Origin of the sequence: Streptomyces sp. NPDC052114, assembly GCF_040680155.1 — a bacterium.
Taxonomy (GTDB): Bacteria; Actinomycetota; Actinomycetes; order Streptomycetales; family Streptomycetaceae; genus Streptomyces.
In genome coordinates this window covers 12,424-27,064 of sequence record NZ_JBFAWC010000023.1, presented here as the reverse complement: position 1 = coordinate 27,064, position 14,641 = coordinate 12,424, and the positions used below count along the sequence as shown (strand labels likewise).

At 71.3% G+C, this 14,641-nt stretch carries 13 protein-coding genes; 8 read left to right on the top strand and 5 right to left on the bottom strand.

Features of this window, described 5'->3' with window-relative positions; genetic code table 11:
* Positions 1-12: 12 nt before the first annotated feature.
* Positions 13-1,407 carry a metallopeptidase TldD-related protein gene (locus AB0L89_RS35645; protein ID WP_365150825.1) on the bottom strand — a complete coding sequence of 465 codons (1,395 nt, stop codon included), beginning with the start codon at positions 1,405-1,407 and terminating at the stop codon, positions 13-15.
* A complete protein-coding gene (locus AB0L89_RS35640) occupies positions 1,404-2,927 on the bottom strand; it encodes a TldD/PmbA family protein (RefSeq protein ID WP_365150822.1) in 1,524 nt (507 codons plus the stop codon). Before AB0L89_RS35640 ends, AB0L89_RS35645 begins: the two co-directional genes overlap by 4 nt.
* Positions 2,928-3,124: 197 nt before the next feature.
* On the opposite strand from AB0L89_RS35640, the gene fabG reads away from it, so the two are divergent.
* From fabG to AB0L89_RS35625, 3 genes are all read left to right on the top strand, one after another.
* Complete coding sequence (gene fabG / locus AB0L89_RS35635; RefSeq protein ID WP_365150819.1) at positions 3,125-3,844, top strand: 3-oxoacyl-[acyl-carrier-protein] reductase; 720 nt, start codon at positions 3,125-3,127, stop codon at positions 3,842-3,844.
* 5 nt (positions 3,845-3,849) lie between these two features.
* Positions 3,850-4,611 carry an enoyl-ACP reductase FabI gene (gene fabI / locus AB0L89_RS35630; protein WP_365150816.1) on the top strand — a complete coding sequence of 254 codons (762 nt, stop codon included), beginning with the start codon at positions 3,850-3,852 and terminating at the stop codon, positions 4,609-4,611.
* A gap of 202 nt (positions 4,612-4,813) precedes the next feature.
* Positions 4,814-5,095, top strand: coding sequence for a hypothetical protein (locus AB0L89_RS35625; RefSeq protein ID WP_365151067.1), 282 nt, complete (start codon positions 4,814-4,816; stop codon positions 5,093-5,095).
* Between the two features lie 3 nt (positions 5,096-5,098).
* Here AB0L89_RS35625 and AB0L89_RS35620 read toward each other — a convergent pair whose 3' ends face one another.
* A complete protein-coding gene (locus AB0L89_RS35620; RefSeq protein WP_365150813.1) occupies positions 5,099-5,794 on the bottom strand; it encodes a FadR/GntR family transcriptional regulator in 696 nt (231 codons plus the stop codon).
* An 87-nt stretch (positions 5,795-5,881) separates the two neighbouring features.
* Here AB0L89_RS35620 and AB0L89_RS35615 point away from each other — a divergent pair, with 87 nt between their 5' ends.
* From AB0L89_RS35615 to AB0L89_RS35600, 4 genes are all read left to right on the top strand, one after another.
* Entirely contained in the window at positions 5,882-7,204 is a 1,323-nt protein-coding gene (locus AB0L89_RS35615) for an MFS transporter (RefSeq protein WP_365150810.1), read from the top strand.
* A 43-nt stretch (positions 7,205-7,247) separates the two neighbouring features.
* Positions 7,248-7,364, top strand: coding sequence for an SGM_5486 family transporter-associated protein (locus tag AB0L89_RS35610; protein ID WP_107102012.1), 117 nt, complete (start codon positions 7,248-7,250; stop codon positions 7,362-7,364).
* Positions 7,365-7,558: 194 nt separating this feature from the next.
* Complete coding sequence (locus tag AB0L89_RS35605; protein ID WP_365150807.1) at positions 7,559-7,774, top strand: hypothetical protein; 216 nt, start codon at positions 7,559-7,561, stop codon at positions 7,772-7,774.
* Positions 7,775-7,862: 88 nt separating this feature from the next.
* Positions 7,863-8,381, top strand: coding sequence for a histidine phosphatase family protein (locus AB0L89_RS35600; RefSeq protein ID WP_365150804.1), 519 nt, complete (start codon positions 7,863-7,865; stop codon positions 8,379-8,381).
* A gap of 145 nt (positions 8,382-8,526) precedes the next feature.
* Here AB0L89_RS35600 and serB read toward each other — a convergent pair whose 3' ends face one another.
* Both serB and AB0L89_RS35590 read right to left on the bottom strand, forming a co-directional pair.
* The gene (serB, locus tag AB0L89_RS35595) at positions 8,527-9,741 is read right to left on the bottom strand and encodes a phosphoserine phosphatase SerB (protein WP_365150801.1); all 1,215 of its coding nucleotides are present in this window, start codon (positions 9,739-9,741) and stop codon (positions 8,527-8,529) included.
* 90 nt (positions 9,742-9,831) lie between these two features.
* Entirely contained in the window at positions 9,832-11,739 is a 1,908-nt protein-coding gene (locus tag AB0L89_RS35590) for a streptophobe family protein (protein WP_365150798.1), read from the bottom strand.
* A gap of 276 nt (positions 11,740-12,015) precedes the next feature.
* Between AB0L89_RS35590 and AB0L89_RS35585 the strand changes: the two genes are divergently transcribed.
* Positions 12,016-14,622, top strand: coding sequence for an FHA domain-containing protein (locus AB0L89_RS35585; protein WP_365150795.1), 2,607 nt, complete (start codon positions 12,016-12,018; stop codon positions 14,620-14,622).
* The last annotated feature ends 19 nt before the right edge of the window (positions 14,623-14,641 follow it).

Below are 14,641 nucleotides of genomic sequence, written 5' to 3'. Positions count from 1 at the left end.
CACGGTCCGAGGTTATACGCCCTGGCTGACCGAACTCATATTGAAATCCGGGACGCGCAGCGCGGGCATCGCGGCCCGCGTGAAGTAGTCGCCCCACTCGCGCGGCAGCGTCTTCTCCGTACGGCCCGCCTCGGTGGCCCTGCCGAGGAGGCCCACCGGCGACTCGTTGAACCGGAAGTTGTTCACCTCGCCGACGACCTCGCCGTTCTCGACCAGATAGACGCCGTCCCTGGTCAGCCCGGTGAGCAGCAGCGTCGCCGGGTCGACCTCGCGGATGTACCAGAGGCAGGTCAGCAGCAGCCCGCGCCCGGTGGCCGCGACCATCTCGTCCAGGGAGCGCTCGCCGCCGCCGTCCAGGACGAGGTTGTCGATGGCCGGCGTGACCGGGAGCCCGGTCAGGGCCGCGCTGTGCCGGGTGGTCGCCAGGTGAGCGAGCTCACCGTCGCGGATCCAGTCGGTGGGGCCGACCGGCAGGCCGTTGTCGAACACCGACGAGTCACCGCCGGAGGCGTGCGCGAGCACGAACGGCGCCGACTCCAGGCCCGGCTCGTGCGGGTCGCTGCGCAGCGTCAGCGGCAGCTCGGCGAGCTTCTCGCCGAGCCGGGTCGCGCCGCCCGGCTTGGAGAACACCGTGCGGCCCTCGGCGGCGTCGCGGGCCGACGACGACCACAGCTGGTAGATCAGCAGGTCCGCGACGGCGGTCGGCGGCAGCAGCGTCTCGTACCGCCCGGCGGGCAGCTCGACGCGCCGCCGGGCCCAGTCCAGGCGCTGCGCGAGCTCCGCGTCCAGGGCCGCCGGGTCGACGTCCTTGAAGTCACGGGTGGCCCGCCCCGCCCACGCCGACTTGGTGCGGTCGGGGGACTTGGCGTTGAGTTCGAGGGTGCCGTTGGGCTGGTCGTGCCGCAGGCGCAGCCCCGTCGACGTGCCGAGGTAGCTGGTCACGAACTCGTGGTTGGCGAAGCCGTACAGTTCACGGCCGCCCGCGCGGGCCCGCGCGAACGCCTCGCCGAGCGCCGGGGCGAACTCCGCGAAGACCGCGGAGGACGTCTCCACGGGGGCCTCCGTGAAGTCGGGGGAGGCCGGGGTGCCGGACACCAGCGGCTGCGCGTCCTCGGCGGGCCCCGCACCGCGCGCGGCCTCCTCGGCGGCCCGCACCAGCGGCTCCAGGTCGTCCGCGGTGACGGCCGAGCGCGAGACCACGCCGGAGGCGGTGCCCTCCTTGCCGTCGACGGTCGCGATGACGGTGAGGGTGCGGCCGCGGGTGACGCCGTTGGTGGTCAGGGCATTGCCCGCCCAGCGCAGGTTCGCCGTCGACTCCTCGTCGGCGATCACGACGCAGCCGTCGGCGGTGGACAGGTCGAGGGCGCGCTCGACGATCTCGTGCGGCTTGGTGGCGCTGCGGCTCATCGACCGGCCTCCTGCGTGGTGTTCAGAATGTTCACGCCCCGGAACAGGGCGGACGGGCAGCCGTGCGAGACCGCGGCGACCTGGCCCGGCTGGGCCTTTCCGCAGTTGAAGGCGCCGCCCAGGACGTACGTCTGCGGGCCGCCGACCGCGGCCATGGAGCCCCAGAAGTCGGTGGTCGTCGCCTGGTAGGCGACGTCGCGCAGCTGACCGGTGAGCCGGCCGTTCTCGATCCGGTAGAAGCGCTGCCCGGTGAACTGGAAGTTGTAGCGCTGCATGTCGATGGACCAGGACCGGTCCCCGACGACGTAGATGCCGCGGTCGACGCCCGCGATCAGGTCCTCGGTGGAGAGGCCGCCCGGGTCCGGTTGCAGCGACACGTTCGCCATGCGCTGCACCGGCACATGGCCGGGGGAGTCCGCGTAGGCGCAGCCGTTGGACCGCTCGAAGCCGGTGAGCTTCGCGATGCGCCGGTCCAGCTGGTAGCCGACCAGGGTGCCGTCCTTGACCAGGTCCCAGGACTGCGCGGCCACGCCCTCGTCGTCGTACCCGATGGTGGCGAGCCCGTGCTCGGCGGTGCGGTCGCCCGTGACGTTCATCAGGGAGGAGCCGTACGCGAGCTTGCCGAGCTGGTCGAAGGTGGCGAACGACGTGCCCGCGTACGCCGCCTCGTAGCCGAGCGCGCGGTCCAGCTCGGTGGCGTGGCCGATGGACTCGTGGATGGTCAGCCAGAGGTTCGACGGGTCGACCACGAGGTCGTACGAGCCCGCCCGGACGCTCGGCGCCCGCATCTTCTCGGCCAATTGCTCGGGGATCCGATCGAGCTCGGAATCCCAGTCCCAGCCGGTCCCCGTGAGGTACTCCCAGCCCCGCCCGGCCGGCGGTGCGATGGTGCGCATGGAGTCGAACTCACCGCTCGACCCGTCGACGGCGACGGCGGTCAGCTGGGGGTGCAGGCGGACCCGCTGCTGGGTGGTCGTCGTCCCCGCCGTGTCCGCGTAGAACTTGTTCTCGTGGACGGTGAGCAGTGAGGCGTCGACGTGCGCGACGCCGTCGGCGGCCAGCAGCCGCGCGCTCCAGTCGGCGAGCAGCCCCGCCTTCTCCTCGTCCGGCACGGAGAACGGATCGATCTCGTACGAGGAGATCCACGTCTTGTCCGCGTGCACCGGCTCCGGCGCGAGCTCCACGAGCTCGTCGGACCCGGCCGCCTTGATGACCTGCGCGGACAGCTTCGCCATCGCGACGGCCTGGGAGGCCACGCGCGCCGCCGCGTCCATCGTCAGATCGACGCCCGAGGCGAACCCCCAGGTGCCGCCGTGCACCACACGGACCGCGTACCCGAGGTCCGTCGTGTCCGAGCTGCCAGCCGGCTTGGCGTCGCGCAGCCGCCAGGACGCGCTGCGCACCCGTTCCAGGCGGAAGTCCGCGTGGTCGGCGCCGAGCGCCCGCGCACGGGCGAGCGCGGCGTCGGCGAGAGCCCGCAGCGGCAGCGCCGTGAAGGCTTCATCGATGGAATGAGGCACGGATGTCTCCCTGCTGTCGGCACGGTCAGGCCCGATCATGTCGCGAGCGACGGTCTCGGTGCCAGCCCTTCCGCGCGGCCTTTCTGTAGGGACCCGACAGCGAGTCCTCCGCGCCACTGTCGGTCGCCGATTCTCCGTATCGCGGAAGGTACCGATAGGTTTTCGAGGTACCAGACCGCTATCGAAAGGGTGATCCGTTGAGCCGCTCGGTTCTCGTCACCGGAGGAAACCGGGGCATCGGCCTCGCCATCGCCCGCGCCTTCGCCGACGCCGGCGACAAGGTCGCGATCACCTACCGCTCGGGTGAGCCGCCGCAGGCACTCGCCGACGCCGGGGTCCTCGCCGTCAAGTGCGACATCACCGACGCCGAGCAGGTGGAGCAGGCCTACAAGGAGATCGAGGACAAGCACGGTCCCGTCGAGGTCCTCGTCGCCAACGCGGGCATCACCAAGGACCAGCTCCTGATGCGGATGTCCGAGGAGGACTTCACGTCCGTCCTGGAGACCAACCTCACCGGCACCTTCCGTGTCGTCAAGCGCGCCAACCGCGGCATGCTGCGGGCCAGGAAGGGCCGCGTCGTGCTGATCTCCTCGGTCGTGGGGCTCATGGGGTCCCCGGGGCAGGCGAACTACGCCGCCTCCAAGGCCGGTCTGGTCGGTTTCGCGCGCTCGCTCGCCCGTGAGCTCGGTTCGCGCAACCTCACCTTCAACGTCGTCGCCCCCGGTTTTGTCGACACCGACATGACCAAGGCGCTTTCGGACGAGCAGCGCGGGAACATCGTCTCCCAGGTGCCGCTCGGCCGGTACGCGCAGCCCGAGGAGATCGCCGCCGCGGTGAAGTTCCTCGCGTCCGACGACGCCTCGTACATCACTGGAGCCGTCATCCCCGTTGACGGCGGATTGGGCATGGGTCACTGATCACCATGAGCGGAATTCTCGACGGCAAGCGCATCCTCGTCACCGGTGTGCTGACGGAGGCCTCCATCGCCTTCCACGCGGCCAAGGTGGCCCAGGAGCAGGGCGCCGAGGTCATCCTGACCGCGTTCCCGCGGCCCACGCTCACCGAGCGCATCGCCAAGAAGCTCCCCAAGCCCGCCAAGGTCATCGAGCTGGACGTGACCAACCAGGAGCACCTGGACGGCCTCGCCGGCGTCGTGAAGGAGGAGCTCGGCGGCCTCGACGGCATTGTGCACTCCATCGGCTTCGCGCCGCAGGGCGCCTTCAACTTCCTGGAGGCGACCTTCGAGGACGTCTCGACGGCGATGCACGTCTCGGCGTACTCCCTGAAGTCGCTCACCATGGCCTGCCGCCCGCTGTTCGAGGACGGCGCCTCGGTCGTCGGCCTCACCTTCGACGCGCAGTACGCCTGGCCCAAGTACGACTGGATGGGCCCGGCCAAGGCCGCCCTGGAGGCCACCAGCCGCTACCTCGCCCGTGACCTGGGCAAGGAGGCCATCCGCTGCAACCTCATCTCCGCGGGCCCGATCGGCTCCATGGCGGCCAAGTCCATCCCGGGCTTCGGTGAGCTGGCCGAGGTCTGGAACTCCCGCTCCCCGCTGGAGTGGGACATGGCCGACCCGGAGCCCGCGGGCCGCGGCATCGTCGCGCTGCTCTCGGACTTCTTCCCGAAGACCACCGGCGAGATCATCCACGTCGACGGCGGCGTGCACATGATGGGTGCCTGACCAGGCATTCCGTACGTCCCCGAGGCCCCGTTCCCCGCACCGCGCGGGAGGCGGGGCCTCGCCCGTTCGGCCCCCTGGCCGGGCGGTGGAGGGGGAGTGCCGCGCACCCTGAAGTGTGCGTCCTACCGGTGCGGTGCTCGTCGGTCTCGCTCTTGTGGTCGTCGCCCCGAGCGGCGTGCCGCAGGAGGCCCCGCACGCGCGCGTGGCGGGCGTGTCCCAGGAATCCCCCCGAGCGCGCGTGACGGAGGAGGACCGGCCGTTCGGCTCGGAGTGCCGCACCGACGTCGTCGGCTCCCGGGTGGTGGCGCGCTGCCACAACCCCTACCCCGAGACCGACCGGGTCCGCCTGCACGTCGAGTGCGACCGGTGGTGGGACATCGACGTCGACGACGCCCCCGTCGAGGCGGGGCCCGCCCAGACCGTGCGGCTGACCGGCCGGTGCTGGAAAGAGGTCCGCTCGGCCTGGGTCAGCCACGAGAAGTGAGCGTCACGCCCGGCCGCGGGCCTCGGTGAACCGCTCCGGGCGGCACATGAACGGGTAGCCCGCCGCCTCGGTTTCGGCCGCCTCCGCGTCCTGCGCCCGGATCGCCTCGACGAGCCGGGCGTGGTCCATGTGCGACTCGGGGGTCAGGTCCTTGCCGATGTCCTCGCGCAGCCAGTCCCGCAGGACCTCGCCCAGGTCCGCGTAGAGCGCCGTCATCACGTCGTTGTGCGACGCGGCGACGACAGCCATGTGGAAGGTCGCGTCGGCGCTCACGAAGGCCTCCGCGTCCCCGGAGGCCCAGGCCTCCTCGCGGCGCACCAGCAGGGCGTCGAGCTGCTTGAGGTCGCGCTCGGTGCGGCGCTCCGCGGCGAGCTTCGCCGCGCTCGACTCCAGCGTGCTGCGCAGCTCCGCGATGTGCCGGGGCTCCGCGTCGGCGAACCTGCGCTGCATCACGCCCGCCAGCTCGCTGGTCGCCACCACGTAGGTGCCCGAACCCTGCCGGATGTCGAGCAGGCCGTTGTGCGCGAGGGCGCGCACGGCCTCCCTGACCGTGTTCCTGGCCACGCCCAGCTGCTCGACCAGTTCGGGCTCGGTGGGGATGCGCGAGCCGACCGGCCACTCGCCCGAGGAGATCTGGTTGCGCAGCTCGGAGATGACCTGCTCGGAGAGCGCCGAACGGCGAGGGGTGGTCAGCGGCATGACGTTCCTTCGTGCGGAGCGGGGTGTCCCGGGGTGTGACGCATTCGGATTGGACAGCCAATCATCCCATGATTCTATGATGGCTCCATGGCTAGTGAGGAAACCGGGACGATGACGCCGGCATCGAAAGCGATACGCACGGAGACGGCAGTGACGGCCGAGAGCGGGAAACAGGCCCCCACGCGCGCGTGGGCGACGCGGCTCGTCACCGTCGGCATCGTCCTCGCGGCCCTCAACCTGCGCCCGGCGATCACCAGCCTCGGCTCCCTCCTCGAAGAGGTGCGCGACGGCCTGGGCATGAGCGGCACCCTCGCGGGCCTGCTCACCTCCGTGCCGCCGCTCTGCTTCGCGGTCTTCGGAGTGATGGCGCCCCGCTTCGCCCGGCGCTTCGGACCGAGCGCGGTGGTGTGCGTCGGCATGGCCGCCATCGCCGCGGGCCTGGTGATCCGGCCCTTCCTCGGCGGTACGGCGGGCTTCCTCGCCGCCACCGCCCTCGCCCTCATGGGCATCGCGGTCAGCAACGTCCTGATGCCGGTGATCGTCAAGCGCTGGTTCCCCGACCGGGTCGGCTCGATGACCGGCCTGTACTCCATGGCGCTCGCGCTCGGCACCTCCCTCGCCGCGGCCCTCACGGTCCCGATGACCGACGCGCTCGGCGGGCGCTGGCAGACCGGGCTCGCCGTGTGGGCGGCGCTCGCCGTCGTCGCCGTGGTGCCGTGGATCCCGCTCGTCCGCGACCGGGGCGCGGCCGGCGCCGCCGCTCCGGAGCACGTGAGCGCCGCCGTGCGCCAGGAGGACGACGGACTGCGCATCACCCACAGCCGCACCGCCTGGGCGCTCGCCGTCTTCTTCGGGCTCCAGGCCACGGCCGCGTACATCACGATGGGCTGGATGCCGCAGATCTTCCGCGACGCGGGCGTCCCCGCGAGCGAGGCCGGCGTGCTGCTCGCCGTCACGATGGCCATGGGCGTGCCGCTGGCGTTCGTCATCCCCAGGGTGGCCACGCGCCTGACCAACCAGGGCCCCGTCGTGATGGTCCTCGGCGCCTGCGGACTCGCCGGATACGCCGGTCTCTACCTCGCCCCGGCGGGCGGCGCGTGGGCCTGGGCGCTGCTGCTCGGCATCTCCAACTGCGCCTTCCCGCTGGCCCTGACGATGGTCGGCATGCGGGCCAAGAGCAGCGTCGGCGTGGCCAAGCTGTCCGCGTTCGCGCAGAGCACCGGCTACCTGATCTCCATCCCCGGGCCGCTCCTGGTGGGCGTGCTCTACCAGCACAGCGGCGGCTGGGGTCTGCCCATCGCGCTCATGGCGGGCCTGATGGTGCCGCAGATCGTCATCGGCACCCTGGCCGGCCGCAACCGCACGGTCGAGGACGAGGTGGCGGCCAAGGCGCGGGTCCGGGCGGCCTGACCCCGGCGGAGGCCGGACGGGCAAAGGGTGCGAGACTGGCCGTATGCCCGTCCTCGACCCGAACCCCCAGAACGGCCAGAAGAAGCTGCTCATCGTGCTCGGCGCGATGCTGGCCATCACCGTGATCATCGGCATCGTCGCCTCCGTCGCCTCGCCGTGACCCCGCCCCCGTCCGGGCCGGACCCGGCGGGGCGCCGACGCGTCGATGGTGGTGCTACCCCCACCATCCCCTAGGGGGTCAGTGTCAGGGTCAAGTGGGTGGATCTCCGGATGGGTTGAGGGTCGCCGATCGCCTAACTTCGAGTTGTGTCCGCGACGACGCGGCGCAGCACACTCGAAGACCACGGAGGCGGCATGTCGGCCCGATCGCACACCCGGCGCGACCCGGCGGAGTCGGGCAGCATCGAGATCCAGCTCCCGTGGTGGGCCATCGCCCTCCCCGCCGTCGCCTTCGCGGCCCTGCTCCTGCTGATCCTCAACCCGGTGGACGCACACGCGGCGACCAGCGAGCCCGTCGTCACCAACCTCCTGGAGCGCATACAGACGATGGTGCTGCACACGGCCCCGTGAGCCCCCCTTCGTCGCCGGCGTCACCCGTGGTGAGGGACCACGCCAACTCCCTGCGCCCATTGGCGGGTTTCATGCGAAGCTGGGATGCATGAGCGTCGCAGAACCCCGCAGGATTGTCCTCTTCCGGCATGCGAAGGCCGACTGGCCGCAGGTTTCCGACCACGAGCGCCCGCTCGCGGAGCGCGGCCGCAGGGACGCCCCGGTCGCCGGGCGCAAGCTGGCCGACAGCGGCATCCCCTTCGACCTGGCCCTCTGCTCGACCGCGGCCCGGACCCGCGAGACCTGGAAGCTCGCCGTCCAGGAGCTCCCGCAGCGTCCCAAGACCGTCTACGAGGAGAGGTTGTACGAGGCCTCTCCCGGCGAGCTGATCGCCGTGCTCAACGAAACCCCGGACGACGTGCGCAACCTCGTCCTGATCGGTCACAACCCCGGGGTCCAGGGCCTGACCGACGTCCTGGCGGGGGAGGCCGAGGGCGACGCCCAGGTGCGGCTGAACCGCCGGGGCTTCCCGACCGCGGCCTTCGCGGTCCTGACCTACAGCGGCTCGTGGAAGGCGCTGGAGCCCGGCGTGGCCACGCTCGTCGACTACTGGGCGCCGTCCGAGTAGTCCCGTCCCGTCCACCGTGAAGGGGCCCGGCACCATCGTGGTGCCGGGCCCCTTCGACGTACGAGAGAGAGGGCGTACGGAGAGAAGACGTACGGGAAGACGACGACGTACGGGGAGATGACCTACGAGAGACGCCGTGCGTGCGTCAGTCGGTGTGGGTGTCCGCCGCCTCGACCTCTTCGCGGGTGATGCCGAGGAGATAGAGGACGGTGTCCAGGAAGGGCACGTTCACCGCGGTGTGCGCGGCCTCGCGGACCACGGGCTTGGCGTTGAAGGCGACCCCGAGGCCCGCCGCGTTCAGCATGTCGAGGTCGTTCGCGCCGTCGCCGATCGCGACGGTCTGCTCCAGCGGAACACCGGCCTCCGTGGCGAAGCGGCGCAGGAGACGGGCCTTGCCCGCGCGGTCGACGATCTCGCCCGTCACCTTGCCGGTGAGCCTGCCGTCGACGATCTCCAGGGTGTTGGCCTGGGCGAAGTCGAGGCCGAGGCGCTCCTTCAGGTCGTCGGTGACCTGCGTGAACCCGCCGGAGACGACGCCCACTTGGTAGCCGAGGCGCTTCAGGGTGCGGATCAGGGTCCGGGCGCCCGGGGTGAGCCGGACCTCGGAGCGGACCTTGTCGACGACCGAGGCGTCGAGGCCCGCGAGGAGCGCCACGCGGGCGTGCAGCGACTGCTCGAAGTCCAGCTCGCCGCGCATCGCGGCGGCCGTCACGTCGGCGACCTCGGCCTCGCACCCGGCGTGCGCGGCGAAGAGCTCGATGACCTCGTCCTGGATGAGCGTCGAGTCGACGTCCATCACGACCAGGCGCTGGGCGCGGCGGTGCAGGCCCGCCGCGACGACCGCGACGTCCACGCCGAGCTTGGCGGCCTCCGTCGCGAGGGCCGTGCGCAGCGGCTCGGTCTCCGTGCCGGACACCGCGAACTCCACGGCGGTGACCGGGTACTTGGCCAGCCGGAAGATGCGGTCGATGTTGCCGCCGGTCGCGGTGATGCGGGCGGCGATCGCGGCCGTCGACTCCGAGGTCAGGGGGTGGCCGAGCACGGTCACCAGCGAACGCCCGAGCCCGCGGGGCCGATTGTCGCCGATGCCGGAGATGATCTCGGCCTGCATCTTCATGGAATCCGCCCAGCTGTGGACGGTGGAACGCAGGTCGCCCTCCAGGCCGGCGGGCGGCTCGGTCACGAGCGCGCACAGCACGATGCGGCCGCGGGTGACGACCTGCTCGATGTCGACGACGTCGACGGAGTAGGCGGCGAGGGTGTCGAAGAGACCGGCGGTGATGCCGGGGCGGTCCTTGCCGAAGATCTTGACGAGGAGCGTCGGGACGTCGGAGGGCTGAGGGGGCTGCGAAGCACTCATGGTGAGCCCTACGGTATCCGTCCGCCCCGCGCGGGTGCCGGGACGGTCCGCGTGCCGGACACCGTGCCTCCCGCCCCGCCGCGTGACACGTCAGCGGGGCCTGCGCGGCCCCTTCTCCGGCGGTGGCGGGGGAGGCGGCGGCGGAGGGGGCCAGTCCCCCGAGCGGGAGCGGTCTCGTTTCGACGGGGAGGGCGGCGGCACGACGGGCCCCGCGACGGTCGGCGCACCGGACACGTCCCGGGAAGTCCGTGGCTTCTCAGGGGGCTGAGGCTGTTGAGACCTCTGGGGCTGCTGTGGTGTCCGAGGCTGCGATGGTGGCTGAGACTGCTGTCGCGGCTCGGGCGTCCACGGTTCCCGGGCAGTCCGCGGCACCCGTAAATAGGGATTGGTGTCGGGGTTCGGCGGCCGGTACGGGGCGCCCGGCCGGTACGGCCCCACCTCGGCGTGCCCCGCCCCCCGGCTCCCGCTCCCGTATCCCTCCGCATCGCCGGGGACCGGGTATCCCTCCGCGTCGCCAGGGGCCGCGTACCCCTCCGCCTCGGACGGGCTCCCGTACCCCTCCGCCCCGGAAGGGGCCACCCCCGCCAGCGCGAACGGCGACGCCCTGCCGCCCGCCGCCCCGGTCGCCACCGCGAGCAGCGCTCCCACCACTCCGGCGCCCAGCCCCCACGCGGCCCCCAGCAGCACCGCCGTCCCCAGCCGCGCGTGCAGGTCGATCCCCGCGCCGAACGCGTCGAAGCCGAACACGGACAGCGAGGCGTCGGCGGACACCTCGGTCAGCCACGCCAGCAGCGGCAGCCCGAGCGCCGTCACGGCCCCCAGCCGCACCCCGCACCGCCCCGCGAACCCCACGGCGGACATCCGCTCACGTACATAAGGAGTACGCACGGCCGTCAGGACCCCCGCGAACAGCATCATCAGCACCGTCGCGACGCCCAGCAGCCAGACCCTGCCGTCGAGTTCGGCGAGCCGCCCGAGCGTGAGCGGCTTGTCGGAGGAGCCGGCCAGGAGATCGTCCACCGGATCCGGCAGGAACCGCGTGAGCGCTCCCGTGGCCTTGCCGTCCCACGGCACGAAGAGGCCGACGGGTATGCCGAGCCACACGCCGTTCGGCGTCCCGAGGAGCGCGGCTCCCGCGATCCGCTTGGGGTGGTCGTCGCCGACCATCGCGTACGCCGCCGCGGCGAGGCCCGCGACGACCGCCACCAGGACGACCGTGACCAGCGCGGAGACGGCAGGACGCACCACCCGGTGCAGCGCGTCGAGCGCGCGCGGCAGCGGGGTGCGCCGCGAGGCGAGCAGCGCGACGAGCAGGACGCCCGCCACCCAGATCGTCCCGCCGAGCAGCGTCGGCGCCGTCTCGACGGTGAAGCCGACGGAGGCCTTCGCCTTCATCAGGTCCCCGAGCCGGTCGGGCAGCAGCCCGCCGATGTCCCCGATCCCGCCGGGCAGTTTGTCGCCGATGCCGCCCGGCAACTGGTCGATGCCCTTCTCGATCCCCTTGTCGATGCCGAGCTGCTTGCCGTCGATCGTGATGACGTCGTGGCCCACCCAGGCGAGCCCCGCGAGCATCGCCGCGAAGAGGGCGATCACCGCGCCCACGCGTGCGACGAGTTCGGCGGGCGCCACGACGGCTCCCGCCCCGCGCAAGGAGCGCAGGAAGAAGTACGCGAGCAGCAACGCGCCCACCAGACCGACGCCGAGTGGCGCGATGTCGATCGCGGTGGTGGCCTCGGCCCCGTCCAGGCCGAACGCCGAGACGTCGCCGGACGGGGTGACCGACCCGCCCACCCCGAGCGCGACGGTCGCCGCCGTCATCGGCCCGAGCGCGCCGACCGCGTCCGCGCCGAGCAGATGCAGTCCGAGCGCGGCGGTCCCCGCCATGCCGATCAGCGCCCAGCTCACGGCGGCGATCGCGGAGAGCACGACGTCGCCCCACCGCACGCTCCGGCGCTCGTCCTTGTGTGAGACGTGGGAGACGTGTGAGACGGCCTCCATCAGGAACCCCCGAACCGCAGCGCGTTGCCCCATATGTGCGGGATGCGCTCAATGCGCATGATCCGTGTGCACTGATGGGGACTGATGGGCGCTTACCACTCTCCGGGCCGATTTCTTCCCCGTCAACGGGGCAACCCTTGACGCTCGTACGCAGTCTTCACAAGGCCCGACTTTCGGTCAGAGGCCTCCGCCTGAAATAGTTCCTCCCGATGTTCGACATCCCTAGACTCCCCATCGATGGGGGCTAGCTCGGGGGACAACTCAGTGGGGCATGGAGTGCCGGAACTCGTACTGGAATTGAATGGAAGGACCTGGACGCTCGACGCGTCCAGGCCATACACCCTCGGACGCGATCCGCAGGGAGACATCTCGCTCGACGACGCCAGGGTCTCCTGGCGGCACGCGACGATCAGCTGGAGCGGGCGCAGTTGGGTCATTGAGGACCACGGCAGTACCAATGGCACCTTCGTGCAGGGCCAGCGGATCCACCAGATGGAGATCGGGCCCGGTTCGGCCGTCCATCTGGGCAACGCGACCGACGGTCCGCGGCTGAATCTGTCCGGTGGTGCCTCGGGCGCGGCGGCCGCCGCCGTCTCCGCGCCGCAGCAGGCCCAGCAGCAGGCCGCGCCGCAGCACGCGCCCCAGCAGCCCCAGCAGGAGGCGCCGGGATGGGCCGCGCAGGCCCCGCACCAGCAGGCACCCCAGCAGCAGGCGCCGTACCAGGCGCAGCAGCAGGGCTGGCAGCAACAGCAGCCTCAGCAGCCCCAGCAGCATCAGCCGCACGTGCCGCAGCAGCAGGGCGGACCGGCTGAGGTGTACGCGCAGAAGACTCCTGGTTCCGGTGGCGCCGCGGGGGCACCGCCGGTCTACGGCGACCGCAGCCCGACGACGTTCCACCAGCTGGCACTCGGCCGCAAGATGCGCATCGGTCGTGCCCTGGAGAACGAGCTCGTCGTCTCCGACCTCCAGGTCTCGCGTCACCACGCCGAGTTCACGGCGACGCCCGACGGCCGCTTCGAGATCCACGACCTCGGGTCCCACAACGGCACCTACGTCAACGGCCAGCCGATCCCGAAGTCGTCCACGGTCCTGATCGGCCCGAACGACATCGTCGGCGTCGGCCACTCGACCTTCCGCCTCGTGGGCGGACAGCTCGAGGAGTTCGTCGACACCGGTGACGTCTCCTTCTCGGCCCGCCACCTCACGGTCACGGTCGACGGCGGCAAGCAGATCCTCAAGGACGTCTCCTTCGGCGTCCCGGAGAAGTCGCTCATCGCGGTCATCGGCCCCTCGGGTTCCGGCAAGTCCACCCTGCTCAAGGCGCTCACCGGCTACCGGCCCGCCAACCAGGGCGACGTCCTCTACGACAACCGGAACCTCTACAAGCAGTTCGCCGAGCTGCGCCAGCGCATCGGTCTGGTCCCGCAGGACGACATCCTGCACAAGGAACTGACCGTCAAGAAGGCCCTCAAGTACGCGGCCAAGCTGCGCTTCCCCGCGGACACCACGGAGGCCGAGCGCGAGTCCCGCATCGACGAGGTGCTGCGCGAGCTCAAGCTCGACATCCACAAGGAGAAGAAGGTCACCTCCCTCTCCGGTGGCCAGCGCAAGCGCGTCTCCGTGGCCCTGGAGCTCCTGACCAAGCCGTCCCTGATCTTCCTGGACGAGCCGACCTCCGGCCTCGACCCGGGCATGGACCGCGACGTCATGCAGCTGCTGCGCGGCCTCGCCGACGACGGCCGCACGGTCCTCGTCGTCACGCACTCGGTCGCCGAGCTGGCGATCTGCGACAAGCTCCTGGTGATGGCGCCGGGCGGTTCGGTGGCGTACTTCGGTCCGCCGGAGGAAGCCCTCAACTTCTTCGGCTACAGCACCTGGGCCGACGTCTTCTCGGCCTTCGAGAACTACCGCGACTACGACTGGGCGGGCCGCTGGAAGGGCTCGCAGCACTACCAGATGTACGCCGCGGACATCGACGCCGTCGCCGCGCAGTCCGTACCGATGCCGCCGCCGCAGGCGGTCCGGCCGCCGAAGCCGCAGGGCTGGGGCTCACAGCTGTGGACCCTGATCCGCCGCTACACCTCGGTGATCGCCTCCGACCGGGGCTTCCTGGGCCTGATGGTGATCCTGCCCGCGGTCCTCGGTGTCGTCAGCGTCGTCATTCCGGCGGACTTCGGTCTGGGACCGCCCAAGCCGCCGTCCAAGTTCAACGGCGACGCGGGAACGATCATGCTGATCCTCGCGGTCGGCATGTGCTTCTCCGGCGCCGCGAACTCGGTACGTGAGCTGATCAAGGAACGGGTCATCTACGAACGGGAACGGGCGACCGGCCTGTCCCGCTCGGCGTACCTGATGTCGAAGGTCATCGTTCTCGGCGTCATCACGGCCATCCAGGGCGTCATCATCTGCGCCATCGGCTTCGCCCCGCGCGAGCTGCCGAAGGAAGGCCTGATCATGCCGCCGGCCGTGGAGATCTGCCTGACGATCATCGCGCTCGGCTTCACCTCGATGATGTTCGGCCTGGTCATCTCCTCGCTGGTGAAGACCGCCGAGAAGACCATGCCGCTCCTGGTGATGTTCGCGATCGTCCAGGTCGTCTTCACCGGCGTGCTCTTCCAGATCTACGGTTCGCCGGGCCTGGAGCAGTTCGCCTGGCTGATGCCGTCCCGCTGGGCCATCGCCGGTGCGGGCTCCACGCTGGACCTCGCGCACCTGATGCCGCCGTGGGACCCGAAGAAGCCGAACGACCTGGACCCGTTGTGGGAGCACTCGGTCGGCCAGTGGGGCCTCAACATCACGGTCCTGCTGCTGCTCGGCATCGCCTGCGGCTTCGCGGTCGCGCGCCTGCTGCGCCGGCACGAGCCGGAGGTCATGCGCAAGTAAGTGCCCCGGGCACACGAGA